This window comes from Micromonospora xinjiangensis, from assembly GCF_056150165.1.
The window spans coordinates 142,176-168,932 of the sequence record NZ_JAXCFO010000010.1 but is presented as its reverse complement, the minus strand read 5'-3'; the positions used below and the strand labels follow the sequence as shown (position 1 = coordinate 168,932).

The window sequence follows — 26,757 nt, the reverse complement described above, 5'->3', positions numbered from 1 at the left end:
GGGAAACGCCCGGTTACATTCCGAACCCGGAAGCTAAGCCCTCCAGCGCCGATGGTACTGCACTCGTGAGGGTGTGGGAGAGTAGGACACCGCCGGACAATCTTCCAGTCGAGGGCCGCCCCAATCCGGGTCGGCCCTCGACTGCGTAGCGCCACAGGTGGCGCAATCAGGAAGGATGTACCCCGTGAGTTCAGGACCGCAGGGCGGCGACCGCCCCCGTCGTAACGACGACCGCACCGACCGGTCGGGCGGGCGAGACCGGGCGCCGCGCCGCGACGATCGCGACCGGCCGCCGTACCGTGGCGACCGGGACAACCGTGGCGGGCCGCGCGGGTACTCCGGAGACCGCGAGGGCGGCGAGCGCCGCGAGGGCGGCTTCCGCGGCGGTGACCGTGGCCAGGGCGGCTTCGGCGGCGACCGTGACCGGGGCTTCCGTGGTGGCGACCGTCGTGAGGGTGGCTCCCGCGGCGGCGACCGGGACGGCGGTTTCCGTGGCGGTGACCGCCGTGAGGGCGGGTTCCGCAGCGGAGACCGTGAGCGCGGCTACCGGGGTGGCGACCGCGCCGGAGGGTTCCGGGCCGGTGACCGTCAGGGCGGGTTCCGCCCAGCTGACCGGGACGCCGATTTCCGCGGTGGTGACCGCGAGGGCTTCCGCGGTGGTGACCGTCGTGAGGGTGGTTTCCGGGGCGGCGAGCGCCGTGAGGGTGGTTTCCGCGGTGGTGACCGTCGCGAGGGCGGTTTCCGCGGTGGTGACCGCGACCAGGGCTTCCGTGGCGGTGACCGTCGCGAGGGTGGTTTCCGTAGCGGTGACCGTGAGGGTTTCCGTGGCGGTGACCGTCGCGAGGGTGGTTTCCGTAGCGGTGACCGTGAGGGTTTCCGTGGCGGTGACCGTCGCGAGGGTGGCTTCCGCGGTGGGGACCGTGAGGGTTTCCGTGGCGGTGACCGTCGCGAGGGTGGCTTCCGCGGTGGGGACCGCGACCAGGGCTTCCGGGGCGGCGACCGTCGCGAGGGTGGCTTCCGCGGTGGTGACCGCGACCAGGGCTTCCGGGGCGGCGACCGTCGCGAGGGTGGCTTCCGCGGTGGGGACCGTGAGGGTGGCTTCCGTGGCGGCGAGCGCCGTGAGGGTGGCTTCCGCGGCGGCGAGCGCCGCGAGGGTTTCCGCGGTGGTGACCCTCGTGAGGGCGGCTTCCGCGGCGGTGACCGTCGTGAGGGCGGCTTCCGCGGTGGGGACCGTGAGGGCTTCCGGGGCGGCGACCGTCGTGAGGGCGGCTTCCGCGGTGGGGACCGCGAGGGCTTCCGGGGCGGCGACCGCCGTGAGGGCGGCTTCCGCGGTGGGGACCGTGAGGGTGGCTTCCGTGGCGGCGAGCGCCGCGAGGGCGGCTTCCGCGGCGGCGACCGCCGCGAGGGCGGGTTCCGTGGCGAGCGTCGCGAGGGCGACGAGCGACGCACCGAGCGCGGCCCGCGTCCTGAGCGCGTCGAGCGCGCCGAGGCTCCGGCGCTGCCCGACGAGGTCGTCGCGACGGACCTCGACAAGGATGTTCGCGCCGAGCTGCTCTCGCTGGCCAAGCCGGTGGCGGAGACCGTCGCCCGGCACCTGGTCGCGACCGGCCAGCTGATCGACGAGGACCCGGCCGAGGCGTTGGCGCACGCGCTGGCCGCCCGCCGGCTCGCGTCGCGGATCGCGGCGGTGCGGGAGGCGGTCGGTCTGGCCGCGTACCACGCGGGGGAGTGGCAGACCGCGATCGCCGAGCTGCGGACGTACCACCGGATGAGCGGTCTGCAGAGCCACATCGCGGTGCTGGCCGACTGCGAGCGGGCTCTCGGCCGCCCGGAGCGGGCGATCGACCTGTTCCGCGGCGCCGACCGGGATGCGCTCGACCCGGCCACGGCCATCGAGCTGCTCATCGTCGCCGCCGGGGCGCGGGGCGACCTCGGCCAGAAGGACGCGGCGGTCGCGATGCTCCAGGTGCGCGAGCTGACGAGCGACGTCACCGAGCCGTGGGCGGCCCGGCTGCGCTACGCGTACGCCGACGCGCTGCTCGCGGTGGGCCGGCGCGAGGAGGCGCGGGAGTGGTTCTCCCGTGCGGCCGACGTCGACACCGAGGGTGAGACCGACGCGGCCGAGCGGCTGCTGGAGCTCGACGGCGTGGTCATCGAGGGCGACGACGAGGACGCGGAGGCCGAGGAGATCGCCACCGGCCCGGGCACGCCCGGCGCCGTGCCGGCCCGCCCGGACACCGACCTGGTCAGCGACGAGGCCGACGACGACGCCGACGCGGACCACGACGAGGACGACGAGGACGCCGACGCGGACCACGACGAGGACGACGAGGACTACGACGACGAGGCCGACGACGACGCCGACGCGGACCACGACGAGGACTACGACGACGAGGCCGACGACGACGCCGACGCGGACCACGACGAGGACTACGACGACGAGGCCGACGACGACGCTGACGCGGACCACGACGAGGACGACGAGGACGACGCCGCCGACGCGGACGACGCCGCCGACGACGAGGACGTCACGGCCGACGACGACTCGCAGCCGGGCGACACCGACCTCGTGACCCGTGACGACGTGGTCGGGCGCGGCGGTGCTGACGACCCCGACCTGGGACCGCGTGCCGGTGCGCAGGCGCCGGCCGGCGACGACGAGACCGGTCCGGTCGCCCGGTGACGGAAGAGGCCGGGGCGCGGCTGGTCGACGGGTACGCCCAGGTCGTCTTCGACCTCGACGGCGTGATCTACCTGATCGACCGGCCGATCCCCGGCGCGGTGGAGGCGGTCGCCCGGCTGCACGCCGAGGGGCGGGCGGTCGCCTACGCCACGAACAACGCCTCCCGCCGGTCGAGCCAGGTGGCCGACCTGCTCAGCGGCATGGGCGTGCCGGCGCGACCCGAGGAGGTGCTCACCAGCGCCGCCGCCTCGGCCGAGCTGCTGCGCGACCGCCTGCCGGCCGGTGCTCCCGTGCTCGTGGTGGGCGCCGAGGCGCTGCGCGCCGAGATCGCCGCGGTCGGGCTCACCCCGGTCGACGGGGCGGACGACTCGCCGCGGGCCGTGGTGCAGGGGTACGGGCCGCAGGTCGGCTGGGCGGACCTGGCCGAGGCGACGGTGGCGGTGCGCGCCGGGGCGACCTGGATCGCCACCAACACCGACCGCACCCTGCCCAGTGGCCGTGGCCCGCTGCCCGGCAACGGCTCGCTGGTGGCGGTGCTGCGGACCGCGCTCGGCCGTGACCCGGACGTCGTGGTGGGCAAGCCCGAGCCGGCGCTGTTCGCCACCGCCGCGCGCCGCGTCGACGGGGGGCGGACGCTGGTGGTCGGCGACCGGCTGGACACCGACATCGAGGGCGCCCGCCGGGCCGGGCTGGACAGCCTGCTCGTGCTCACCGGCGTGAGCGACGTGCCCGAGCTGCTCGCGGCCGAGCCGGCGCGCCGACCCACGTACGTCTCGCACGACCTGGCCGGGCTCTTCGATCCGGCGGCGGTGGTGCGGGTGCCCGGCACGCCGGACTCCGGTGGCTGGACGGTGACCGCGCGGGACGGTGGCCTGTGGCTCGGCGGTGCCGGGACGGCGTTGGACGCGCTCGCCGCGCTCTGCGCCGCGGCCTGGTCCACGCCGGAGGTGCCGGCGGTGCACGCCGGATCGCCCGAGGCCGCCCGCGCGCTGGCCGCGCTCGGCCTCCCAACCTGAGCGTGCTGGCGCGCGAAGTCCAGCGCGGCCCGCAGGTCGGCCTGAGCGACCCGCGCAGGCGCCGAGCCGACGGACCGCGGGCGGTCAGAGCAGCTTGCGGAGCTTCATCAGGTCGAACGGGTTCGCCTTGATCGACACCCGGCGGGAGGCCACGGCCCGGGCGATGTCGAGGTCGCCGCGGACGAGCGCGACGAGGTCGTCGCTGCTCGTGCTCAGGGCGATCTTGGCCTTGGGGTCGTCGCCGTCGGTCAGGTCGATAAGACGGCCGTCGGTCAGGCGGCCGTGGAACGCCGTGTCCAGGTCGGTGATCCGGCAGGCGAGCGTGCGGTCGAGGTCGACCCGCTCACGCACCGTCTCGGCGTTGCGGTCCAGCCGGGCGGCGAGCTCCTGCAACGCCTGCCGACACTCGTCCACGCTGGCCACCCGTCGCCTCCTCGCCGCACATGCCACGCCGTCCTCGGCACCGTACCGCACAGCACCGTCCCGGGTGCCCGGTAGCGTGACACCTGCACACCCCCCGCCCCGCGGAAGGACTTCAGGCATGCAGGACGCGTGGCGCGCCTACCTCGAGCTGGCCATGGGCCTGACGGAGGCGCCCCGGAAGAAGGCCCAGGACGTGGTGCGCCGGCTCGTCGGCTCGGGCGGCGCGACCGCGGCCCAGCTCCAGACGCTCGGCGAGGAGCTGGTCTCCACCGGCATGGCGAACCGTGACGCGCTGACCAAGCTGGTGCGTTTCGAGGTCGACCGGGCGCTCGGGCGGGTCGGCCTCGCCACCGCCGAGGAGGTCGCCGAGCTGACCCGGCGGGTGCAGGAGCTGGAGCGGCAGCTGCGCGAGGCGCGGTCGGCCGCCGGCCCGGCCGGCGCCGCGCCGGGGGCCGCCACGAGCCGGCCGGTGTCCCCGCCGGCCGGTCCGCCGTCGACGCCCGCCCCGATCACCGCCGCCCAGACCGGCGACGCCGGGGAGGCGCAGGCGCCCACGCCGCCGCCCGCCGGGCAGGTGCCGTCCACCGGGTCGCTCTCCGCCCCGGTCGCCAGCCCGCCGGCGAAGAAGGCGGTGAAGAAGGCCGTGGCGAAGAAGGCGGTCGCCAAGAAGGCGGTGGCGAAGAAGGCCGAGCCCGGCAAGGCCGTCATGCGCCGCGCGCCGGGCACGGTGCTCCCCGCCGACGGCGCGAGCGAGCCGGCCCGGCCGCCAAAGAAGGCGGCCCGCCGGCCGCGACCGGAGGACGAGGAGTGACCGGCCCGTACCGACCGGGCCCGCCGCCCGGCGGCGCGCCGCGTCCGGGCCCGCCGCCCGGGGCGCGCCCCGGCCCGCCGCCGACCCCGCGCCCGGTGCCGCCGCCGACGCTGGTCGGGCCGGAGGGGGAGGGGCACCCCGCGGTCGACGCGGCGGTGCAGGCGATGATCAACGCCTCGTCGCTGTCGCCGGCCGACCAGATCGCCCAGTACGAGGCGGCGTACGAGACGCTGCGCGAGACCCTCGCCAGCATCGACCAGGCCTGAGACCGGAGAGAACCGCAGTGGCACGTCGCAACCGGCTGGACGCCGAACTGGTCCGCCGTGGCCTGGCCCGCTCCCGCGAGCAGGCCGCCGCGCTGGTCGAGGCCGGCCGGGTCCAGCTGCGCGGGGTCCCGGCCCGCAAGCCCGCGGCGATGGTCGACCCCGCCGACGCGCTGCTCGTCACCGGCGAGGATCCCGCCGCCGAGTACGTCTCGCGGGGCGGGCACAAGCTGGCCGGGGCGCTGGACGCGTTCGCCGGGCTGGCCGTCGCCGGCCGCCGCTGCCTCGACGCCGGGGCGTCGACCGGTGGCTTCACCGACGTGCTGCTGCGCGCCGGTGCCGCGGAGGTGGTGGCCGTGGACGTCGGCTACGGCCAGCTCGCCTGGCCGCTGCGCAACGACGAACGGGTGCGCGTCTTCGAACGGACCAATGTCCGCTCGCTCACGCCGGAGGTCATCGGCGGGCCGGTGGACCTGACCGTGGCGGACCTGTCGTTCATCTCGCTGCGGTTGGTGCTTCCGGCGCTGGCCGGCTGCACCCGTCCCGACGGTGACCTGGCGCTGATGGTGAAGCCGCAGTTCGAGGTCGGCAAGGAGCGGGTCGGCGCCGGCGGTGTGGTGCGCGACCCGGAGCTGCGCGCCGAGGCGGTGCTCGACGTGGCGGCCGCCGCGGCGCGGCTCGGGCTGGGCCTGGCCGACGTGGCCGCCAGCCCGCTGCCCGGGCCGAGCGGCAACGTGGAGTTCTTCGTATGGTTACGCCGGGGCGCGCCACCGGCCGACCCGGAGCGGGTGCGGGCGGTGGTCGCGGCCGGACCGCAGGGTCCGGCCGTGGCCGGCGACGTGCCGGGTGCGGCGGCGGAGGAGGTCGCAGGGTGAGCGCGAGAAGCGGGATGGTCACGGCGGGCCGGTCGGCGCGCGCGACGGCGGGGGCGGCCGGTGGTCGTCGCGTGAGCGTGAGGCGGGCCCGGTGACCCGGACGGCTCTGCTGGTCACCCACACCGGGCGGCGGCGCAGCACCGAGCACGCCCGTGCCGTGGCCGCCGACCTGATCGCCGCCGGCTTCGAGGTGCGCGTGGTGGCCGAGGAGGCCGACGACCTCGACCTGCCCGGCGTGGTGCCGGTCAGCGGCCTGAAGGCCGCGGAGGGCGCCGAGATCGTGTTCGCGCTCGGTGGGGACGGCACCTTCCTGCGTGCGGCGGAGCTGGCGCGGCCGGCGAAGGTGCCGTTGCTCGGCATCAACCTCGGCAAGGTCGGCTTCCTCGCCGAGGCCGAGATCGGTGACCTCGACAGTGCGGTCCGTGACGTCGTGGCGCGCAACTACACGGTGGACGAACGGCTCACCCTCGACGTCACGGCCGAGTTCGACGGCGGGCCGACGATCGAGTCGTGGGCACTCAACGAGATCAGCGTCGAGAAGGGGGAGCGGGCCCAGATGCTCGAACTCCTCGTCGACGTGGACGGCCGGCCGCTGTCCCGCTACGGCTGCGACGGGGTGGTCTGCGCGACCCCGACGGGCTCGACCGCGTACGCCTTCTCCGGGGGCGGCCCGGTGGTCTGGCCGGAGGTGGAGGCGCTGCTGCTGGTGCCGATCAGCGCCCACGCGCTGTTCAGCCGGCCGCTGGTCACCGCGCCCACGTCGACCTTCGCGATCACCGTGGACCCGTTCACCACCCTCGCGGTGATGAGCTGTGACGGCCGGCGGGTGTACGACCTGCCGCCGGGCGCGCGGGTGACGGTGCGCCGGGGGGCGCTGCCCGTGCGGATCGTCCGGCTGCGCGACCGGCCGTTCACCGACCGCCTGGTGGCCAAGTTCGCGTTGCCCGTGCAGGGCTGGCGCGGCTCCCGCAGCTGACCCGCGCGACCGGCGCCGCGGCCCTCCGTGCCGCCGGTGCCGCGGCGTCCCGTGCCGCCGGCAACCTGCCGGCAACACCCCCGTCGACGTGCCGTCGCGTCGTGTCCACCTGGCGACATGTCGCCAGTGCGGCGTGCCTCACCTAGTGACCTGCAGATGATCACCGTCGCAGACTCCGATCGGTCGCCCTGAGGGGCGTCGATCTGGAGTAGAGGAGCTCATCTCATGCACTGGCCCCCACGCTGGCTCGCCGCCGGCGCGGCCGGCGCGCTGGCGGTCGGACTCGCCGCACCGGCGTCCGCCGCCCCGCCCGCCCCGCCCACCGGCTCGAGCCCGGTCGCGTCCGCCCCGGACGCCGAGCCGGCCCGAATCACCCTGATCACCGGCGACCGGGTCGAGCTCGTCCAGGCCGCGCCGGGACGGGTCGCGGCCACCGTCCAGGCCGCCCCCGGCCGGGAGCGGATCACCTTCCACACCCTGTCGGTCGACGGCGGGCTGCGGGTGCTGCCCAGCGACGTCATGCCGTACGTCTCCGCGGGGCTGCTCGACGCGAACCTGTTCGATGTGGAGGAGTTGGCCGCGCAGGGGTACGGCGACGCGGCGCGGGACACGCTGCCGCTGATCGTCCGCTACCAGGAGCCGGCGGGCGGCCGCGTCCGCGCGCTGGCGGGCGCCACCGACGCGCGGCCGCTGGAGAGCATCAACGGCGCTGCCCTGCGGGTCGGCAAGGGTGAGCTGGACGAGCTGTGGGGCGCGCTGCGGAGCGCGCCGGCGGCGCGTACCACCGCGAACGGGCCGGTGCGGCTCGGCGCCGGCATCGCCCGGGTCTGGCTGGACGGTCGGGTCCACGCGGACCTGGAGCACAGCGTGCCGCAGATCGGCGCGCCGGCCGCCTGGGCGGCCGGCCGCGACGGCAGCGGCGTGACCGTCGCGGTGCTCGACACCGGCGTCGACGCGACCCACCCGGATCTCGCGGGTCGGATCAGCGAGGCGCAGGACTTCACCGGCACCGGCAGCGCCCGTGACGGGCACGGCCACGGCACCCACGTGGCGGCCACCATCGCCGGCAGCGGCGCCGCCTCCGACGGGCTGCGCAAGGGCGTCGCGCCGGGCGCGCGGCTGCTCGTCGGCAAGGTGCTCGACGACGGCGGGTCCGGCTACGACTCGGGCATCATCGCCGGCATGGAGTGGGCCGCCCGCTCCGGCGCGAAGGTGGTCAGCATGAGCCTCGGCGGGGCCGCCACCGACGGCACCGACCCGATGAGCCAGGCGGTGAACGACCTGACCGCCGAGACCGGTGCGCTGTTCGTGATCGCGGCCGGCAACGAGGGCGCGCCCCGGACCGTCGGCTCGCCCGGCGCGGCCGACGCGGCGCTCACCGTGGGCGCCGTGGACCGGCAGGACAACCTGGCCGACTTCTCCAGCCGGGGTCCGCGCGTCGGTGACAACGGCCTCAAGCCGGAGATCACCGCGCCGGGCGTGGGCATCGTCGCCGCCCGGGCGGCCGGCACCGCCATGGGCAACCCGGTGGACGACGCGTACACGGCGGCGTCGGGCACCTCGATGGCCACGCCGCACGTGGCGGGCGCGGCCGCGATCCTCGCCCAGGAGCACCCCGACTGGACCGCCGGGAAGCTGAAGGACGCGCTGGTCAGCACCGCGAAGGCGAACTCCGCGCTGAGCGTCTACGAGCAGGGCGGCGGCCGCGTCGACGTGCCGCGCGCGCTCGGTCAGCGGGTGTACGGGTCGGCCACCGCCGGGTTCGGCCGGCTGGCCACCGGTGGCGCGGCGGTCGAGCGGAGCGTGACGTACACCAACGGCACGTCGGCCCCGCAGACCCTGCGGCTCGCGCTGGAGCTGCGCAACCTGGACACCGGCGCCGCCGAGACCGACGGCGTGGCCGTCGGGTCCGGTGAGGTGACGGTGCCGGCGGGCGGCAGCGTGGCCGTGCCGCTGCGCGCCGACCCGGCGAAGCTGGACCGGGGGGTGCACGGTGGCTGGCTCGTGGCGACGGGCGCGGACGGCGTGAGCGTGCGGACGGCCGTCGGGCTCACCCTCAGCGGCCCGGTGCACAACGTCACCCTGCGGGTGCTGGACCTGAACGGCCAGCTGACCGTCTCCCCGGCGGTGACCCTCTTCGGTGCCCAGCCCGAGTCGGACTACTGGGGCTGGCTCCCGGGCGAGGCCACCTTCCAGGTCGAGGAGGGCCCGTACCTGGTGACCGCGCTGGTCGAGCACGGGGCGCCGTTGGACGAGCAGATGACCGAGGTCATCGACCCGGAGGTCACCGTCGACCGGGACATGACCGTGGTGCTCGACCCGCGCAAGGGCACGCCCGTGCGGATCGAGACGCCGAAGCCGGCCGAGCAGCGGGCCACGCTCAGCTACTACATGCACCGCGTCTTCGGTAACGGCCGGCAGGTCGACCACGGCGTGATGGCCTTCAGCACCGTCCAGCAGATCAACGTGACGCCGACCCGGCCGGTCAGCACCGGCGAGTTCGAGTTCGCCTCGCGCTGGCAGCTGGTCGCGCCCATGGTCGACGCGAGGATCAGCGGGGTGTCCGGTCCGCTGGACATCAACCTGCTCGGCCAGTCGCCGGCGCCCGCCGACCGACGGAAGCTGCCGCTGGTCTGGGCCGGCACCGGGACCCCCGCCGAGCTGGCCCGGGCGCGCGGCGCCGCCGCGCTGCTCACCACCGACCCGCAGCGTTCGGAGGAGGAGCAGGTCGCCGCGGCCGCGGCCGCCGGTGTCGCCGCCGTGCTGATCGTCCGGCCGGCCGACATCAGCGCGTGGACCGTGTGGCGTCCGGGCGGAGACCGGCTGCCGATCCCGTCGATGGTCGTGGCGTACGACGACGGCCAGCGGATGATCGCGGCGGCCCGCAAGGGGCGCACGACGCTGGACCTGACGCTCACCGTGGACAGCCCCTACCTGTACGACGTGTGGCAGGTCTCGAAGGGCCGGGTGCCGGAGCGGGTCGTGCACAAGGTGACCGCGGCGAACACCGCCGAGGTGACCGCGCGCTACGGCGACACCGGCGCGGGCTGGGCCACCGAGCAGCGGTTCGGCTGGCGGCCGTGGCAGGACGTCTCCTGGAACGACGACCAGCGGATGGTGCGCAACGGCACCACCCGGCAGGAGTTCGTCAGCGCCGGGGACAACTGGTGGCAGCACCGGGTGCTGCACAAGCTCATGTTCATGCAGTGGGGGCAGATGCGCGACGGTCTGACCGAGGCGCCCCGGCGGTACGACGCCGACGACCGGGAGACCGAGACCTGGCACGCCCCGGTGGTCCGGCCGGCCGTCCCGGCCCGGGAGGGTGCCCCGGTGCCGACGCGCACCGGTGACACGCTGGACCTGCGGGTCGCCGAGTTCGTCGACGCCGACGGCCACTACGCCCCGGCGGGGCGCGGCGAGGAGCAGGACACGGTGCGGGCCCGGCTCAGCCGTGACGGCGAGCAGATCGCGGACCTCTCGGACGGCTGGGCGCCGGTGCCCACCACCCCGGAGTCGGCCCGCTACCGGCTGGACGTCAGCACGCAGCGCTCCTCGGCGGAGTGGAAGTGGGCGACCCGGACGGAGACGGCCTGGCAGTTCACCTCGGCCCGACCGGCCGGGGACGCGGCCCGGCCGCTGTCGCTGCTCCAGGTGGACTACGACGTCCCCGCCGACCTGCTCGGCGAGGTGTCGGGCCGCAAGGCGCACACGCTCGGGCTGACCCTGCGGCAGCCGGCCGGGGTGGCCGCGCCGAAGGGCACCAGCGTGCGGGTGGAGGTGTCGTTCGACGGCGGTCGCAGCTGGCGGGCGGCCCCGGTGAAGGGCTCGGGCACCCGGTTCACCGCGACGGTGCCGGCCGGGCGCGGCACGGTGTCGCTGCGGGTGCACGCCCGTGACCGTGCCGGCAACACCGTCGACCAGACCGTGGTCGACGCGTACGGGCTGCGCTGAGCGGCCGTGGTGGGGCGGGGCGGGTGCACGTCCCGCCCCACCACGTCGGGCGGTCTCGGATCCGACCCCGGCGGGCGGCGCGGTCTCAGATCCAGCCCCGGCGGGCGGCCTGGAACGCCAGGCCGGGCCGGGTGTCCACCCCGGCGGCCGTCATCAGGTCGGCCAGGCGCCGCTGCACGGTGCGGCGGCTCACCCCGAGCTGGGAGGCGATGGACTTGTCCGGCACGCCGGCCACGAAGAGGGAGAGCAGCCGGACCTCGTCGGCGTCCGGCTGGTGGCCGTCGGCGGCCGTCCGGTCGTCGCGGGCGGACGAGCGCAGGGGCGTGGCGATGCGCCAGTGGCTCTCGAAGAGGGCCAGCAGCGCGTCGAGCAGCTGGCTGCGGCCGATCACGGCGGCGCTGGTCTCGCCGCTGTCGCGGTCCGGCACCAGCGGGCAGACCGCCGTGCGGGCGTCCACGATGGCCAGCCGCACCGGCAGGCGGTCGATCACCCGGGCCTGCTCGCCGGCGCGTACGCCCTGTTCGACGTCCTCCAGCGCGCCCGGCTCCAGGAGCATGTCGCGTTCGTAGATGGCCCGGTAGCGCACTCCGCGGGCGAGCGCGTCGAACTCCTCCACGTTCTCCTGGCCGGGCATCGCGAGGGGGTTGGCCCGGCAGAACCAGAGCACCTCGCTGCGGGCGCCGTTCTGCAGGTCGCGCAGGCGCTCACGGAGGGCGCCGCCGCCTCGGATGACCTCCACGAGGTGGGCGGCGTCGTGCCGGCGCATCCCGGCGCGGTACTCCTCGGTGAGTTGGTTGACCGCCGCGCGGGCCTCCTCCAGGGCCTCCTGCCGGCGGACGAGCGCCGCGCCGAGGGGGATGTCGGGCGCGAGTGGCCGCAGCGGCCCGTCCGGGTCCGGCCCGGCCGGCGGCACGAGGCCCTTGCCGCGCAGGGCGTCGAGCAGCGTCAGCACCTCGTCGCGCGGGCGGCGCAGCCGCTCGACCAACTCGTCGACCCGGGCGGTGGTGAGCTGCACCAGGCAGCGGTAGAGCTCCTCCTCGCCCGGGGGCAGGCCGATCACCTCCAACACGCGGCGAACTGTACGACGGTGGCATTCGTCGTTGCGACGCGGCGTCGCCGGCTGGTCAACTGTCGGACTGCGCGTCTACTGTCGGGTGCTGTGCTGGAGGAGCTTCGCATCACCGGACTGGGCGTCATCGAGGACACCACGCTGCCGCTGACCGGCGGGATGAACGTCATCACCGGCGAGACCGGTGCGGGCAAGACGATGGTGGTGACCGGTCTCGGTCTGCTCTTCGGTGGGCGGGCCGACGCCGGGCGGGTGCGGGCCGAGCCCGGCCGCGCCGTGGTCGAGGGGCGGCTGCGGCTGGCCGGCCGGGTCGCCGAGACGGTGCACGCCCGTGTCACCGACGCCGGTGGTGAGCCCGACGACGACGGCTCGCTGCTGCTGAGCCGCACGGTGACGGTGGAGGGCCGCTCCCGCGCCCACGTGGGTGGCCGCAGCATGCCGGTGTCGATGCTCGGTGAGGTCGGCGAGCAGGTGGTGGCCGTGCACGGTCAGTCCGACCAGCTGCGGTTGCTGCGCCCGGCCGAGCAGCGGGCCGCGCTCGACCGGTTCGCCGGGCCGGAGCACGAGAAGCTGCTCGACGCGCTGCGGGAGGCCTACACCGGCTGGCGGCGGGTGGTGGACGACCTGGCCGACCGGCGGCGCAACGCGCGCGAGCGTCACCAGGAGGCCGACCTGCTGCGGTTGGGTCTCGACGAGATCACCCGGGTCGACCCGCAGCCCGGCGAGGACGACGAGTTGAAGGCCGAGGCGCAGCGGCTGGAGCACGCCGAGGGTCTGCGCACGGCGGCGCAGATCGCCCAGCAGTGCGTGGCCGGCGGCGCGGAGGCGGCCGACGACACCCCGGACGCGACGGCCCTGCTCGGCACGGCGCGGCGGGCGCTGGAGGCGCAGGCGGGCACCGACGCAGCCCTGGGTGAGCTGGCGGCCCGGCTGGAGGAGGCGGCCACGCTGGTCACCGACGTCTCCGCCGAGCTGTCGGGCTACCTGGCGGCGCTCGACGCCGACCCGGCGCGGTTGCAGGCCGTCTACGAGCGGCGGGCGGCGCTGCGGGCCCTCACCCGCAAGTACGCCGACGACGTCGACGGGGTCATCGCGTGGGCCGAGCGGGCCCGCACCCGCCTGTCCGAGCTGGACACCTCCGACGAGTTCCTCGACGAGCTGGAGCGGGAAGGGCAGCGGCTCGCCGCCGAGGTGGCGGAGCTGGCCGGTCGCGTGTCGGCGTCCCGGCAGGAGGCGGCGGCCCGGTTCGCGGAGCAGGTGACCGTCGAGCTGGCCGGCCTGGCCATGCCGCACGCCCGGATCGAGGTGGCGGTGCTGCCACGACCGGCGGGCCGGGCCGAGCCGACGTTGACGGTCAACGGCGCCGAGGTGGGTGTCGGCCCGGACGGCGGCGACGAGGTGGAGCTGCGGTTGCTGGCGCACCCGGGTGCCCCGGCGCTGCCGTTGCAGCGGGGTGCCTCCGGCGGTGAGCTGTCCCGGGTGATGCTGGCCATCGAGGTGGTCTTCGCCGGCTCCGGTGGCCCGCCCACCCTGGTCTTCGACGAGGTCGACGCCGGCGTGGGCGGCCGGGCGGCGGTGGAGATCGGCCGTCGGCTGGCCCGGTTGGCCCGCAGCCACCAGGTGCTGGTGGTGACCCACCTTCCGCAGGTCGCCGCGTTCGCCGACCGGCACCTCGTGGTCGCGAAGGACACCGGTGGCGCGGTGACCACCAGTGGGGTGCGGGTGGTGGAGGACACCGACCGGGCGCGGGAGCTGGCCCGGATGCTGGCAGGTTTACCGGACTCGGATCTGGGTATCGCGCACGCCGAGGAGCTTCTGGCCGTGGCCGCGAAGGAAAGGCGGTCGTGACCGCCGGTATTGTGAGCGCAAGCACACCAGCCTGCGCTCTGGTGTGCTTCCCTGGGTAGGCGGCCCTGCTCAGGCATGTCGCGACAGCAAACCCTGCCTCACATGCCAGGATGGTCACGATGCGTCTACCCACGTTGCGCCGGACCCGGAACGCGGAACCGGGCGTCGTCCTCGGCACCGCACGCCTGGACCGCCGCACCAAGCGGCTGGTCGGCCGGCTCCGCCCCGGCGACATCGCGGTGATCGACCACGTCGACCTCGACCGGGTGGCGGCCGACTCGCTGGTCGCCGTCGGTGTCGCGGCGGTGCTCAACGCCAAGCCGTCGGTCTCCGGGCGCTACCCGAACCTCGGGCCGGAGGTGCTGATCGGGGCGGGCATCCCGCTGTTGGACGACCTGGGTGAGGGCATCTTCGAGCGGATCCGCGAGGGCGACACCGTCCGCATCGAGGGCAACACGGTCTTCGTCGGCGACGAGCCGGTGGCGCACGGCACGCTCCAGGACGCGGAGACGGTGGCCAAGGCGATGGCCGACGCCCGGGAGGGCCTCTCGGTGCAGCTGGAGGCGTTCGCCGCCAACACCATGGACTACCTGAAGCAGGAGCGGGACCTGCTGCTCGACGGTGTCGGCGTGCCGGAGATCCAGACCCAGATCCAGGGGCGGCACTGCCTCATCGTGGTCCGCGGCTACGACTACAAGGCCGACCTCGACGTGCTGCGCCCCTACATCCGGGAGTTCAAGCCGGTGCTGATCGGGGTCGACGGTGGCGCGGACGCGCTGGTCGAGGCCGGCTACACCCCAGACATGATCATCGGTGACATGGATTCGGTCACCGACGACGTGCTGCGGTGTGGCGCCGAGGTGATCGTGCACGCCTACCCGGACGGGCGGGCACCCGGCCTGCCCCGGGTGACCGAGCTCGGCGTACCGGCCGTGACGTTCCCGGCCGCCGCCACCAGCGAGGACCTGGCCATGCTGCTCGCCGACGAGAAGGGCGCGTCGCTGCTGGTCGCGGTCGGCACGCACGCCACGCTGGTGGAGTTCCTCGACAAGGGCCGGGGCGGCATGGCCTCGACGTTCCTCACCCGGCTGAAGGTCGGCGGCAAGCTGGTCGACGCGAAGGGGGTGAGCCGGCTCTACCGGCAGAGCATCTCCGGTTCGTCCCTGCTGCTGTTGGTGCTCTCGGCGGTCGCCGCGATGGCCTCCGCGGTGGCGGTCTCCACCGTCGGGAAGGCGTACCTGGGCGTGGCCTCCGAGTGGTGGGACAATTTCGTGTTCCAGCTGGGCCAGCTCTTCTAGCTCCCGACGATCAAGAGGCTGTAGGCGTGATCAATTTCCGCTACCACGTGGTGTCGCTGACCGCGGTGTTCCTGGCGTTGGCCATCGGCCTGGTGGTCGGCACGGCCGCCCTCAACGGCCCGGTGGCCGACTCGCTCAAGGAGCAGGTGACCGCGCTGCGCAAGGACAACCAGCAGTGGCGCCAGACGGTCAACAACATGGAGAAGGAGCTGGAGTCCGAGGAGGGCTTCGCGGCGGAGATCGCGCAGGTCGTGCTGCCCGGCAAGCTCGCCGGCCGCCGGGTGCTGGTGCTCAGCCTGCCCAGTGGGCGGGACCACACCGAGGGTGTGCTGAAGATGCTGCAGATGGCCGGGGCGAACATCACCGGCCGGGTCGACGTGCAGGACAAGTTCATCAACCCGGACAACAACAACAACCTTCTCGAACTGGCGGTCACCGCGGCCCAGCCCACGGGTACGCAGACCACCGGCAGCCTGCCCGGCAACGGGCACGGTGTGGAGACCTCCAGCGCCCTGCTGGCCAGTGTGCTGCTCGACCGGGGGGCGGGGGCCGCGCCGGTCAGCGACGCCGACCGGCGGGCGGTGCTGGCCGCGTACACCAACAACGGCTACCTGACCATGGAGGACCGGGTCAGCGGGCCGGCGGAGGCGGTCGTGGTGGTCAGCGGCCAGCCGTACGTCGACAAGGACTCCGGCAAGAAGGACGAGTCGGTGGTGAAGGTCGCCGAGCAGTTCGACCGCACCGGCGCGACAGTGGTCGGCGGCAGTGGCTCCGCGGGCGGCAACCTGGTGTCGGTCGTGCGGGGCGACCCGGTGCTCGCCCAGTCGATCTCCACCGTCGACAACGCCAACACCATCCAGGGGCAGCTGGTCACCACGCTGGCGCTGGTGCAGCAGATCACCGAGAAGAAGGCCGGCCAGTACGGCGTGGGCGACAACGCCGAGTCGCTGGTGCCTAAACTGCCCCAGTGAGCGAACCGCGTACCCGGACGTCCGCCGCCGACCCGATCGGAGTGACCGCGTGAGCATGCTGGGCCGGCTGCTGACCGCCGGCGCCGGGGTGGTCGCCGCCCGGTACGCGCTGCGGGAGCTGCGTACCTCTCCGGCGGCGCCCGCGCTGGAGCGGACCAACTTCCGCGGCCGCACGGTGAGCCTCGCCGCCGGTCCGGCGCTCGCCGCGGGCGCCTCCGGCGCGGCTGCCCTCGGCGCGCGCAGCGGCGCCTCCGGGGCGGCGGCGCTCGTCGCCGGGCTGGGCGCCGGCGCGGTGGGGCTCTACGACGACGTGGTCGGGGGCCGGCCGGAGCAGAAGACGGCGAAGGGCTTCGCCGGGCACCTGGCCGCGCTGCGCGAGGGGCGGGTCACCGCCGGCCTCGTCAAGATCGTCGGGGTGGGCGCGGCCGGGCTCGGCGCGGCCGCGCTGCTCGCCGCCGACCCCCGGGTCGCCGGGCACCGCCGCCGGCAGCGGCTGGGCGCCGTCGGTCGCGGCGTGGACGTGCTGCTCGGCGCGGGCGTGGTCGCCGGCACCGCGAACCTGCTCAACCTGCTCGACCTGCGCCCCGGCCGGGCGATCAAGTCCGGCCTGCTGCTCGGCGCGCCGCTGACCGGCGGCCCGCACGGTGGCATCGCGGCCGGCGCCGCCGGCGCCGCCGCCGGGCTGCTCCCCGACGACCTGGGTGAGGAGGTCATGCTCGGCGACAGCGGCGCGAACGCCCTGGGTGCGCTGATCGGCGTCGCGCTGGCCGCCCGCACCGGCCCGCTGGGCCGCGCCGGCGTCCTCGCCGTGCTGGCCGGCCTCACCGCGGCCAGCGAGAAGGTCAGCTTCACCCAGGTGATCCAGCGGACCCCGGGGCTGCGGGAGCTCGACGCGCTGGGCCGACGCGCCGACTGACGTGACCAGACCGGCACCCCTCGCCGGCGCCGGCCGGGTGGCCGGAGCTGCCGCGCTCATCGCCGTGCTCACCGTGGTCAGCCGCCTCGCCGGCTTCGGCCGCACGTCGGTGTTCACCTGGACGCTGGCCGACACGGACCTCGGCGGCACCTACGTGGTGGCGAACAACCTGCCGAACATCGTCTTCGAGATCGTGGCCGGCGGGGCGTTGGCCAGCCTCGTCGTACCGCTGCTGGCCGGTGCGGTGGAGGCGGGCGACCGGCGGGCGGTGAACGCCACCACCGGCGCGCTGCTGACCTGGACGCTCAGTCTGCTCGTGCCGCTGGCCCTCGCGGTGGCGCTGCTCGCCCACCCGCTGATCGGCCTGCTCGGCGGCGGCCTCGACCCCGAGCAGCAGCGGGTGGGGGCGCGGATGCTGCTGCTCTTCGCGCCCCAGTTGCCGCTCTACGGCGTCGGTATCGTGCTCACCGGGGTGCTCCAGGCGCATCGACGGTTCGCCTGGCCGGTCCTCGCCCCGCTGCTCTCGAGCCTCACCGTGATCGCCGTCTACCTGGGTTTCACCGCCTGGCAGGGGCGGCTCGCCACGGTCGGGTCGGTGAGCCGGGGCGGTGAGCTGCTGCTCGCCGGTGGCACCACGCTCGGCGTGGTGGTGCTCTCCCTGTCGCTGCTGATTCCGCTGCGCCGGCTCGGCCTGCACCTGCGGCCGGGTTACCGGTTCCCCGCCGACGTGCGTGCCCGGGTCGGTGGGCTGGCCGTGGCCGGGATCGTGGCCGTCACCGCGCAGCAGATCGCCGTGGCCGTCACCCTCAACCAGGTGACCTACGGGGCCCGGTCCAACCCGGGTGCCTACAACATCGCGCAGACCGTCTACTTCCTGCCCTGGGCGGTGCTGGCCGTGCCGCTGGCCGTGGCCGCGTACCCGACGCTGGTGGCGGCCCGGGCGGCCGGCGACGAGCGGGCCTACCGGGCGACGCTGGCGCCCGCCGTGCGCGGGGTGGTGCTGTTCAGCCTGCTCGGCGCCGCGGCGCTGGTCGGCACGGCGCAGTCGGTGGGAGCGCTCTTCTTCGCCCATTCCCCGCACACCGCCGCGGTCACCGCCGCGGCGATCACAGGGTTCGCGCCCGGCCTGCTCGGCTACGGCCTCTTCGCCGTGCTCACCCGGGCCCTCTACGCGCGCGGCGCGACCCGGTCGGCGACCCTGGCCACCGCCGTCGGTTGGCTGGCCGTGCCGGTGCTCGCGATCGGGCTCGGGCACCTGCTGCCGCTCGCCGACCGGGTGTTGGCGGTGGCCCTGGCCAACTCGGCCGGCATGCTGCTGCTCGGTGGGCTCCTGGTCGCCGCCGTGCGGCGCTCCGCCGGGTCCGCGGCGCTGGCCGGCGCGCCCCGCGCCGCGGCGGCCGGGCTGCTCGGCGCTGTGGCGGGTGCGTTGGCCGGCGTGGCGGTCGTACGTCTGCTCGACACGCCGGACGGGGGCACCCCGACGATGTGGGCGGCACTCGGTCAGGGCATGCTGTCCGGAGTTCTGGTCGGCGCCGTGTTCCTCGCCGTGGTGTGGCTCGTCGACCGGCGGGACGTCCGGCCGCTGCTCGCCGGGGTGCTGCGGCGCCTGGGCCGGGGCGGTGGCCGGGGCGCGGGGGACGCGGGCGCGACCCGCAGGCGGGACGGCGGCCCCCCGGAGCGGGGTGACGGGAAGGAGAGGGTGTCCGGGTGAGCGCGGCGACGGAACCGACACCCGGCTGGCGGGGCGGCGTGGCGCTGCTGCTCGCCTCCAGCACCGGCGGCGTGGGGCAGCACGTCCGGTCGGTGGCCCGCGGGCTCACCGACGCCGGCGCGTCCGTGCTGGTCTGCGGGCCGGCCGCCACCCAGGAGCAGTTCGACTTCACCGGCGTCGGGGCACGGTTCCGCGCGGTCGAGATTCCCGCCAGCCCCACCCCGGCGGACGCCCGCGCGGTCGCCGCGCTGCGCCGCGCGCTGGCCGACGACCCGGTGGACGTGCTCCACGCGCACGGCCTGCGGGCCGGGCTGGTGGCGGTGCTCGCCCGGCCGGCCGTGCCCCTCGTGGTCACCTGGCACAACGCGGTGCTCGCCGGTGGGCTGCGCGGCACCCTGTCCCGGTTCGCCGAGCGAGTGGTCGCCCGCGGCGCCCGGGTCGCGCTCGGCGCCTCCACCGACCTCGTCGACCGGGCGGCCGCGCTGGGCGCCGCCGACGCCCGCCTCGCGCCGGTCGCCGCGCCGACCCTGCCGGCACCTCGTCGCCGCCGGGCCGCGGTCCGCGCCGAGTTCGGGGTCGAGGGCGAGCAGCCGCTGATCGTCTCGGTCGGCCGGCTGCACCCGCAGAAGCGGTACGACGTGCTCGTCGACGCCGCCGCGCAGTGGCGTACGCGCCGGCCCGCGCCGGTCGTGGTGATCGCCGGCAGCGGCCCGGCCTACCTGCCGCTGGCCGCGCGGATCTCCGCCGCCCGCGCGCCGGTGACCCTGCTCGGCCACCGCACCGACGTCGCCGACCTGCTCGCCGGCGCGGACCTCGCGGTGGTGACCAGCGATTGGGAGGCCCGCCAGCTCTTCGCCCAGGAGGCGCTGCGCGCCGGGGTGCCGCTCGTGGCGACCGCGGTCGGTGGCCTGCCCGAGCTGGTCGGCGACGCGGCGGTGCTGGTGCCCCCGGGCGACGTGGCCGCGGTCGACGCCGCGGTGCGCGCGCTGCTCGACGACCCGGACCGCCGGGCCGAGCTGGGCCGGCGGGGTGCGGAGCGGGCGGCCACCTGGCCCACCGAGGCGGACACCGTCGCCGCGCTGTCGCGGCTCTACGCCGAGCTGGCCCCGCACCCGGCCGGCACGCCAACCCCGGACACCGGCGCGTCGGGGACGGGACACCACTGATGCTTCGCCGACTCGTGCCCGTCGTGCTGACCCTCATGGTGGTGGTCCTCGGCGTGACGGCGCTGGCGGCCCGGCCGCCGCGCGGCGCACCGCACCGCACCGCCGACTTCGTGGTGGTGGCCGGGGTGGCCGGGCTGCGTTGGGAGGACGTGGACCCGCGGACCACCCCGACGCTGTGGCGGATGGCCGAGCGCGGTGCCATCGGCTCGCTGTCGGTGCGCTCCGCGCACCGCCCCACCTGCCCGGTGGACGGCTGGCTGACCCTCGGGGCGGGCAGCTACGCGGCCTGGAGCGGGACCCGGGGGCCGGACGGTTGCCCTCCCGAGGCGGCGACCGTGGAGCAGCCCGACGGCATCGGGGCGAACCTGCCCGACCAGGAGGGCGTGGTGCACCACAACCAGGAGCAGCTGCCCTGGGGGACGGTGCCGGGGTCCCTCTCCGAGTCGGTGCGCTGTTCCGTGGCGGTCGGCCCGGGCGCCGCGGTGGCCGCCGCCCGGCCGTTCGGCCGGGTCGACCGGTACGCGCCGACGCTGCCGCGCGACCCCGCACGGCTGCTCGGCTCCTGCGTGCTCAGCATCGTCGACCTGGGGACCGTGGACGGCACCACCAAGGCGCAGCGGGCGGCGGCGGCGCGGGCGGCCGACGCCCAGCTGGCCCGGGTGCTCGCGGCCCGGCCGCCGCGCTCGCTGGTGCTGGTGGCCGGGATCTCGGACACCGACCGGTCGGCCCGGCTGCACGTGGCCGTCGCCGACGGGCCCGGCTGGGAGAAGGGCTGGCTCACCTCGGCGAGCACCGGCCGGGACGGGTACCTGCAACTGGTCGACCTTGCCCCGACCGCGCTCGCGGCGCTCGGCCGGCCCATGCCGGAGCGGATCTTCCTCGGCCGGCCGGCGGTGGCGGTCGACGGCCGGCCCGCCGACCTCGCCGACGCGATCGCCCAGCCGCTGAACGCCGAACAGGAGGCCGTGCACCAGCGGGGCATCGCCGGCTGGTTCTACACCGTGCTCGCCGTGGCCCAGGTGCTGCTGGCCGTCGCGGTGCTGCCGCTGCTGCGCCGGGCCCGCCGCCACGCCGGCCCGTACGGCCCGCAGCCGGTCTCCCGGCGGGTGGTGGCGGTCGTGGAGCTGCTCCTCGTCGGTGCGGCGCTGGCGGTGCCGGCCGCCCTGCTCACCGACGCGGTGCCGTGGTGGCGCAGCGAACGGCCCGGCCTGACCTTCGCGGCGGTGGCCGCCCTGCTGGTGGTCGCCGGCACCGCGGCGGTCCGGTTCACGCCCGGGCACCGCAGCACCCTCGGGCCGCTCGGCGCGGTCGCCGGGCTGACCGCGCTGGTCGTGGGCTTGGACGCGGTGACCGGGGCGCGGCTGCAGCTCAACGGGGTGGTCGGCTACTCGGCCCAGGAGGGCGGCCGGTACGCCGGGCTGGGCAGCGTCGCGCTCGGGGTGTTCCTGGCCGGTGCGCTGCTGAGCGCGGGCTGGCTCGCCCAGCAGGCGCCGCGGGCGTGGCGGCCGGCGGTGATGGTGGCCGTCGGTGGCCTCGCCGTGGTGATCGTGGGCAGCCCGTACCTGGGCGCGGACCCGGCCGGCGCCATCGCGCTGACCGCCGGGCTCAGCGTCGCGGCGGCGATCAGCGCGGGTGGCTGGCTCACGGTCAGCCGGCTGGCCTGGGCGGTGATGGCGGCGCTCGCGGTCACCATCGGCTTCGCGGTGCTGGACCTGCGCCGTCCCCCGGTGGAGCGCAGCAGCCTGGGCCGGTTCCTGTCCGAGATCGGCGACGGCACCGGCGGGCTCGCCCTGCACCGGTCCAGCACGGCCAACGTCGAGACCCTGGTGAACAGTCCGCTGACCGTGCTGGCCCTGGCCGGTGCGCTGCTGGTCTGGTTCGCGCTGCTGCAGCCCTGGGGTGGGCTCATGCGGCTGTTCGGCATCTACCCCGCGATGCGGGCCGCGATGGCCGGCACCGCCGTGGCGGCCGTCATCGGCGGTTTGGCCGGCGGGGTGGCCCTGGACGTGGCGGGCGCCGCGGCGGCGCTGGTGGTGCCGATGGCCGCGCTGGCGTCGCTGCGGGTGCTGGACCACTCCACCGACCGCACGGTGCCGACGCCGGGGCGGCCGATGGGACCGGGCGCCGGTGTCGGTGGCGAGGACGGGCCGGGCTCCGCCGGGGGCAGCGGCGGCGTCGGCGGCGACGGTCCGCCCGGTGGGGGCGGGCCGGGTGGCGCCGGCGTCGCGGCGGAGGGCACGGACACTCCGCCGGCCCGCTCGACCGCGGCCCCGGCCACCGCGGCACCGGACCCGTCCGGCGCGGAGACCCGGACGGCCGGCGGCCGCGAGACCGAGGCTCCCGGCACCGCGGCGCCGGAGCGGTCCCGCCCCGGCTCCCGGACCGCCGGCGGCACACCGCCGGACCCGTCCGGGGAGCCGCGCTCCGCCACGTCCGCGCCCGGCTCGGACGGCCGGACGGCCGTGCCGGAGCCGCGTTCGTCCGCCGGGTCGTCGCGTCCGGTCACCACCCGCTGACAGGCGGTCGTCGGCCGTCCGGCACGCCGGGCCTGACCTCGGTGCGGCCTGCGTCCCACCGCCGTCGAGGTGTTACCGTGGAATCCCGTGGATCGCGTGATCACTTTGCTGATCGGCTCGGCGGTCTGCACGACCGCGACGGACGACACGGGAGCAGGCCTTGGCCCCTTCAGCACGGACGACCAGGCACATCTTCGTCACCGGGGGCGTTGCCTCCTCGCTGGGTAAGGGGCTCACCGCCTCCAGCCTCGGCAATCTGCTCACCGCGCGCGGGCTCCGCGTGGTCATGCAGAAGCTCGACCCGTACCTGAACGTCGACCCCGGGACGATGAACCCCTTCCAGCACGGTGAGGTCTTCGTCACCGAGGACGGCGCCGAGACCGACCTCGACGTCGGGCACTACGAGCGTTTCCTGGACCGGGCGCTGTCCGGCAAGGCGAACGTCACCACCGGCCAGATCTACTCCGACGTGATCGCCAAGGAGCGGCGCGGCGAGTACCTGGGCGACACGGTGCAGGTCATCCCGCACATCACCAACGAGATCAAGTCGCGGATCCTCGGCATGGCCGACCCGGACGCCGACGGCCAGGTCCCGGACGTGGTGATCACCGAGGTGGGCGGCACGGTCGGCGACATCGAGTCGCTGCCGTTCCTGGAGGCGATCCGGCAGGTCCGTCACGACCTGGGCCGGGACAACTGCTTCTACCTGCACGTCTCGCTGGTGCCCTACCTGGCGCCGTCGGGCGAGCTCAAGACCAAGCCGACCCAGCACTCCGTGGCGCAGCTGCGCAGCATCGGCATCCAGCCCGACGCGCTGGTGCTCCGCTGCGACCGGGACATCCCGGACAAGGTCAAGGAGAAGCTGTCGCTCTACTGCGACGTGGACCGCGAGGCGGTCACCGCCGCCCCGGACGCGCCGAGCATCTACGACATCCCCAAGGTGCTGCACCGCGAGGGGCTCGACGCGTACGTGGTGCGCCGGCTCGGCCTCTCCTTCCGGGACGTGGACTGGAGCAGCTGGGACGACCTGCTGGACCGGGTGCACCAGCCCCGGCACACGGTGACTGTCGCGGTGGTCGGCAAGTACGTCGACCTGCCGGACGCCTACCTGTCGGTCAGCGAGGCGATCCGGGCGGCCGGGTTCGGTCACCGCGCGCGCGTGCAGCTGCGCTGGGTGCCCAGCGACGAGTGCGTCACCCCCGCCGGGGCGGCGGCCGCCCTGGCCGGTGTCGACGGGATCGTCATTCCCGGCGGCTTCGGGGTGCGCGGCATCGAGGGCAAGATCGGTGCGTCCCGGTACGCCCGGGAGAACCGCATCCCGCTGCTCGGCCTCTGCCTCGGCCTGCAGTGCATGACCATCGACGTGGCCCGGCACCTGGGCGGCCTGGAGGGCGCCAACTCGCTGGAGTTCGACGAGGGGGCCCGGCACCCGGTCATCGCCACGATGGCCGACCAGCAGGACATCGTCGCCGGCAAGGGCGACCTGGGCGGCACCATGCGGCTCGGGGCGTACCCGGCGAAGCTCGCCGAGGGCTCGCTGGTCGCCGAGGCGTACGGCAGCACCGAGGTCAGCGAGCGGCACCGGCACCGGTACGAGGTGAACAACGCCTACCGCGACGCGCTGACCAAGGCCGGGCTGCACATCTCGGGCACGTCCCCGGACGGGCGGCTGGTCGAGTTCGTCGAGCTGGACCGCAGCCTGCACCCGTACTTCGTGGCCACCCAGGCGCACCCGGAGCTGAAGAGCCGGCCCACGCGGCCGCACCCGCTCTTCGCCTCCTTCGTCCGCGCGGCCGTCGTGTACTCGCAGGCCGACCAGCTTCCGGTGGACCTGGACGCGCCCGACGCCGAGCAGGCCGCCCGCAACGGGGCCGCGGCGAAGGCGGCCTCCGCGTCGTGAGCGCCGTCGAGCACCGCTACGAGGTCCGGTCCCGCGAGCAGCGCTGGTCGGGCCGGATCTTCGACGTGGTCACCGAGGAGGTGACCATGCCCGGCGGCGGGACGGGGCTGCGTGACGTCGTCCGGCACGTCGGCGCGGTGGCCGTGGTGGCGTTGGACGACGCCGGGCAGGTGGTGCTGATCCGTCAGTACCGCCATCCGGTGGGCCGGCACCTGTGGGAGCTGCCGGCGGGGCTCATGGACGTCTCCGGTGAGGACCTGGCCGCCGCGGCGGCACGGGAGCTGGCCGAGGAGGCGGACCTGACCGCCGGGCGCCTGGACGTCCTGGTGGACCTGCACAGCTCGCCGGGGTTCACCGACGAGGTGGTGCGCGTCTTCCTCGCCCGCGACCTGGGCGAGGTGCCGGCGGAGCAGCGGCACGAGCGCCGCGACGAGGAGGCCGACCTGCAGGTCGTCCGGATCGACCTCGACGAGGCGGTCGCCATGGTGCTGGCCGGCGAGATCACCAACGCGTCCTGCGTGGCCGGGCTGCTGGCCGCCGCCCGCGCCCGTGACGTCGGCTGGTCGGTGCTGCGCCGGGCGGACGCGCCGCTGGTGCGCTGAGGTCGGGTACGACAGAAGGGGCCGTGCGGCGCGCCGCACGGCCCCTTTCGTGTCGCCGCAGGTCAGTCCCGCAGCGGGCGGCCCTGCCCGTCGACGCCACCGTTGACGAGGATCAGGATGCCGTCGATGAAGCCCCAGATGCCGCCGATGCCGCAGGTCACCAGGGTCACGACGAGCTGCAGCACGCCGATCTTCGTGTGGCCCATGTAGAACCGGCCGACGCCGAACGAGCCGAGCACGATGCCCAGGATGCCCGCGACGACTTTGCTCTTGTCAGAAACACCCTGGGGATACCCAGGGCCCTGGGGGTACCCAGGCTGGTAAGGAGGAGTGGTCATGACGCGACACCATATAGATCCACTGGCGTCCTGTCCGCAGCGGCACCCCGATAGTGGGACGATGAAGGACAAACACTGTCCTGACGGCTGAGGGGGACGTCCCCCGCGAGCCCAGCCCGACACCTGACAACCCGTCAGGGTGTGCGGTCACCGGATGTCACTCTGCTGGCTCTCGCGGGGCCGCGGCGCGCCTAGACTGCCGCCGGCGGGACCGGTGGACCGCGGCGGCAAAGGGGCCGTCGCGCACCGCGCAGGTCGGGGGAGAGCGCCACCCCCCGGAGAGAGGTGTCTGCATCGTGAAGGTCGGAATCCCACGCGAGGTCAAGAACCACGAGTACCGCGTGGCGATCACGCCGGCGGGCGTCAACGAGTTCGTCCGCAGCGGTCACCAGGTCTTCGTCGAGTCTGGCGCGGGCGTCGGGTCCAGCATCAGCGACGACGACTTCGCCGCGGCCGGCGCGAAGATCCTCTCCACCGCCGACGAGGTGTGGGAGACCGCCGAGCTGGTGCTCAAGGTCAAGGAGCCGGTGGCCGAGGAGTACCACCGCATGCGCGAGGGGCAGGTGCTCTTCACCTACCTGCACCTGGCCGCGTCCAAGGAGTGCACCGACGCGCTGGTCGACCGCAAGGTCACCGGCATCGCGTACGAGACGGTGGAGCTGCCCGACCGGTCACTGCCGCTGCTCGCCCCGATGTCCGAGGTGGCCGGTCGCCTCGCCCCGCAGGTCGGCGCGTACCACCTGCAGGCGCAGGGCGGCGGGCGCGGCATCCTGATGGGTGGCGTCTCCGGCGTGTACGCGGCCAAGACCGTGGTCATCGGCGCCGGCGTGTCCGGCATGAACGCCGCCGCGATCGCGCTGGGCCTGCAGGCCGAGGTGCTGCTGCTGGACAAGAACGTCGGGCGGCTGCGGCAGGCCGACGCCATCTACCGGGGCCACCTGCAGACGGTCGCCTCCAACGCGTACGAGATCGAGCGCGCCGTCCTCGACGCGGACCTGGTCATCGGCGCGGTGCTGGTGCCCGGCGCCAAGGCCCCGACCCTGATCTCCAACGAGCTGGTCTCCCGGATGAAGCCCGGCAGCGTGCTGGTGGACATCTCCATCGACCAGGGCGGCTGCTTCGAGGACTCCCGCCCCACCACCCACGCCGAGCCCACCTACCGGGTGCACAACTCGATCTTCTACTGCGTGGCGAACATGCCCGGCGCGGTGCCGCACACCAGCACCTACGCGCTGACCAACGTCACCCTCCCGTACGCCCTGGAGCTGGCCAACCACGGCTGGCGCGAGGCGCTGCGCCGCGACCCGGCCCTCGCCCTGGGCCTGAACACCCACGACGGTCGCGTCACCTACGGCCCGGTCGCCGAGGCGCACGGCATGACCGTCCTCCCGCTGGCCGACGTGCTGTCCTGACCGGGGCGGCGG

20 protein-coding genes, 1 rRNA gene and 1 pseudogene are annotated in these 26,757 nt (G+C 75.4%); 18 read left to right on the top strand and 4 right to left on the bottom strand.

Annotated features, from left to right (window positions below; genetic code table 11):
* A 5S ribosomal RNA gene (gene rrf / locus SM573_RS27755) occupies positions 1-98 on the top strand; the annotation flags it as partial.
* Positions 99-190: 92 nt separating this feature from the next.
* Here rrf and SM573_RS27750 read toward each other — a convergent pair.
* A complete protein-coding gene (locus SM573_RS27750) occupies positions 191-1,594 on the bottom strand; it encodes a hypothetical protein (RefSeq protein WP_474617396.1) in 1,404 nt (467 codons plus the stop codon).
* Between SM573_RS27750 and SM573_RS27745 the strand changes: the two are divergent.
* Positions 1,550-2,285 (top strand): annotated as a pseudogene (locus SM573_RS27745) (tetratricopeptide repeat protein); the annotation flags it as partial. The gene SM573_RS27750 and the pseudogene SM573_RS27745 overlap by 45 nt on opposite strands.
* Positions 2,286-2,679: 394 nt before the next feature.
* Positions 2,680-3,699, top strand: coding sequence for an HAD-IIA family hydrolase (locus tag SM573_RS27740; protein WP_474614037.1), 1,020 nt, complete (start codon positions 2,680-2,682; stop codon positions 3,697-3,699).
* A gap of 84 nt (positions 3,700-3,783) precedes the next feature.
* On the opposite strand, the gene SM573_RS27735 is transcribed toward SM573_RS27740, so the two are convergent.
* Positions 3,784-4,122: an SCP2 sterol-binding domain-containing protein gene (locus SM573_RS27735; RefSeq protein WP_474614038.1), complete on the bottom strand. Its 339-nt coding sequence runs from the start codon at positions 4,120-4,122 to the stop codon at positions 3,784-3,786.
* A 118-nt stretch (positions 4,123-4,240) separates the two neighbouring features.
* Between SM573_RS27735 and SM573_RS27730 the strand changes: the two genes are divergently transcribed.
* From SM573_RS27730 to SM573_RS27710, 5 genes are all read left to right on the top strand, one after another.
* Positions 4,241-4,933, top strand: coding sequence for a phasin family protein (locus tag SM573_RS27730; RefSeq protein ID WP_474614039.1), 693 nt, complete (start codon positions 4,241-4,243; stop codon positions 4,931-4,933).
* A complete protein-coding gene (locus tag SM573_RS27725) occupies positions 4,930-5,199 on the top strand; it encodes a hypothetical protein (RefSeq protein ID WP_474614040.1) in 270 nt (89 codons plus the stop codon). The genes SM573_RS27730 and SM573_RS27725 overlap by 4 nt, the downstream gene beginning before the upstream one ends.
* Before the next feature lie 17 nt (positions 5,200-5,216).
* Positions 5,217-6,071: a TlyA family RNA methyltransferase gene (locus SM573_RS27720; protein WP_474614041.1), complete on the top strand. Its 855-nt coding sequence runs from the start codon at positions 5,217-5,219 to the stop codon at positions 6,069-6,071.
* Positions 6,072-6,162: 91 nt separating this feature from the next.
* Positions 6,163-7,047, top strand: coding sequence for an NAD kinase (locus SM573_RS27715; RefSeq protein WP_474614042.1), 885 nt, complete (start codon positions 6,163-6,165; stop codon positions 7,045-7,047).
* A gap of 225 nt (positions 7,048-7,272) precedes the next feature.
* A complete protein-coding gene (locus SM573_RS27710; RefSeq protein WP_474617391.1) occupies positions 7,273-10,998 on the top strand; it encodes a S8 family serine peptidase in 3,726 nt (1,241 codons plus the stop codon).
* A gap of 85 nt (positions 10,999-11,083) precedes the next feature.
* Here the strand turns inward: SM573_RS27710 and SM573_RS27705 are convergent, their stop codons facing one another.
* The gene (locus SM573_RS27705; protein ID WP_474614044.1) at positions 11,084-12,067 is read right to left on the bottom strand and encodes a TrmB family transcriptional regulator; all 984 of its coding nucleotides are present in this window, start codon (positions 12,065-12,067) and stop codon (positions 11,084-11,086) included.
* Between the two features lie 90 nt (positions 12,068-12,157).
* Here SM573_RS27705 and recN point away from each other — a divergent pair, with 90 nt between their 5' ends.
* The 9 genes from recN to SM573_RS27660 all read left to right on the top strand — a co-directional run bounded on the left by recN (position 12,158) and on the right by SM573_RS27660 (position 24,995).
* Complete coding sequence (gene recN / locus SM573_RS27700) at positions 12,158-13,915, top strand: DNA repair protein RecN (RefSeq protein WP_474614045.1); 1,758 nt, start codon at positions 12,158-12,160, stop codon at positions 13,913-13,915.
* A 119-nt stretch (positions 13,916-14,034) separates the two neighbouring features.
* Positions 14,035-15,213, top strand: a complete 1,179-nt coding sequence (gene steA / locus SM573_RS27695) for a putative cytokinetic ring protein SteA (RefSeq protein WP_474614046.1) — start codon at positions 14,035-14,037, stop codon at positions 15,211-15,213.
* 26 nt (positions 15,214-15,239) lie between these two features.
* Entirely contained in the window at positions 15,240-16,184 is a 945-nt protein-coding gene (locus tag SM573_RS27690) for a copper transporter (protein ID WP_474614047.1), read from the top strand.
* A 49-nt stretch (positions 16,185-16,233) separates the two neighbouring features.
* Positions 16,234-17,100: a hypothetical protein gene (locus SM573_RS27685; RefSeq protein ID WP_474614048.1), complete on the top strand. Its 867-nt coding sequence runs from the start codon at positions 16,234-16,236 to the stop codon at positions 17,098-17,100.
* Between the two features lies 1 nt (position 17,101).
* Positions 17,102-18,811: a murein biosynthesis integral membrane protein MurJ gene (gene murJ / locus SM573_RS27680; RefSeq protein ID WP_474614049.1), complete on the top strand. Its 1,710-nt coding sequence runs from the start codon at positions 17,102-17,104 to the stop codon at positions 18,809-18,811.
* Positions 18,808-19,977: a glycosyltransferase family 4 protein gene (locus SM573_RS27675; RefSeq protein WP_474614050.1), complete on the top strand. Its 1,170-nt coding sequence runs from the start codon at positions 18,808-18,810 to the stop codon at positions 19,975-19,977. The genes murJ and SM573_RS27675 overlap by 4 nt, the downstream gene beginning before the upstream one ends.
* The gene (locus SM573_RS27670; protein WP_474614051.1) at positions 19,977-22,493 is read left to right on the top strand and encodes a hypothetical protein; all 2,517 of its coding nucleotides are present in this window, start codon (positions 19,977-19,979) and stop codon (positions 22,491-22,493) included. The genes SM573_RS27675 and SM573_RS27670 overlap by 1 nt, the downstream gene beginning before the upstream one ends.
* Before the next feature lie 160 nt (positions 22,494-22,653).
* Positions 22,654-24,393, top strand: coding sequence for a CTP synthase (locus tag SM573_RS27665; RefSeq protein ID WP_474614052.1), 1,740 nt, complete (start codon positions 22,654-22,656; stop codon positions 24,391-24,393).
* The gene (locus SM573_RS27660) at positions 24,390-24,995 is read left to right on the top strand and encodes an NUDIX domain-containing protein (protein ID WP_474614053.1); all 606 of its coding nucleotides are present in this window, start codon (positions 24,390-24,392) and stop codon (positions 24,993-24,995) included. Before SM573_RS27665 ends, SM573_RS27660 begins: the two co-directional genes overlap by 4 nt.
* 62 nt (positions 24,996-25,057) lie before the next feature.
* On the opposite strand, the gene SM573_RS27655 is transcribed toward SM573_RS27660, so the two are convergent.
* Positions 25,058-25,405: a TM2 domain-containing protein gene (locus SM573_RS27655; protein ID WP_474614054.1), complete on the bottom strand. Its 348-nt coding sequence runs from the start codon at positions 25,403-25,405 to the stop codon at positions 25,058-25,060.
* A gap of 224 nt (positions 25,406-25,629) precedes the next feature.
* On the opposite strand from SM573_RS27655, the gene ald reads away from it, so the two are divergent.
* Entirely contained in the window at positions 25,630-26,745 is a 1,116-nt protein-coding gene (gene ald / locus SM573_RS27650) for an alanine dehydrogenase (protein WP_474614055.1), read from the top strand.
* Positions 26,746-26,757 lie beyond the last annotated feature (12 nt).

Coding starts and splice junctions, on each gene's coding strand:
- SM573_RS27670 (WP_474614051.1), top strand. CDS start 19,977: ATGCTTCGCCGACTCGTGCCCGTCGTGCTGACCCTCATGGTGGTGGTC.
- SM573_RS27730 (WP_474614039.1), top strand. CDS start 4,241: ATGCAGGACGCGTGGCGCGCCTACCTCGAGCTGGCCATGGGCCTGACG.
- steA (WP_474614046.1), top strand. CDS start 14,035: ATGCGTCTACCCACGTTGCGCCGGACCCGGAACGCGGAACCGGGCGTC.
- SM573_RS27710 (WP_474617391.1), top strand. CDS start 7,273: ATGCACTGGCCCCCACGCTGGCTCGCCGCCGGCGCGGCCGGCGCGCTG.